The following is a 270-nucleotide window of genomic DNA, read 5'->3' as shown; positions in this document are numbered from 1 at the left end:
TTCGCGACGACCGTCTGGCCGCCTGGCCACGTCAGCTCGTATGCCCCTGAAAGAATCAATAAGACACCTGGAACGCCGCTTCGTTCCGAAAAATCGACGACGGTGTCGTCAAAAATTCGAACTTCGTACTCCCGCGCGGGAGTACGAAGTTCGAATTTTTGACGACACCGTCGTCGATTTTTCGGAACGAAGCGGCGTTCCAGGTGTCTTATTGATTCTTTCAGGGGCATACGAGCTGACGTGGCCAGGCGGCCAGACGGTCGTCGCGAA

1 protein-coding gene is annotated in these 270 nt (G+C 55.6%); it reads left to right on the top strand.

Features of this window, described 5'->3' with window-relative positions:
- Nucleotides 1-40 precede the first annotated feature (40 nt).
- The coding region (locus B0D78_RS13630) for a hypothetical protein (RefSeq protein WP_205948337.1) at nt 41-270 on the top strand (230 nt) is incomplete at its 3' end.

This window comes from Pyramidobacter sp. C12-8, from assembly GCF_002007215.1.
Taxonomy (GTDB): Bacteria; Synergistota; Synergistia; order Synergistales; family Dethiosulfovibrionaceae; genus Pyramidobacter.
The sequence above is the reverse complement of the archived record's forward strand: the minus strand, read 5'-3'. Positions and strand labels throughout refer to the sequence as shown.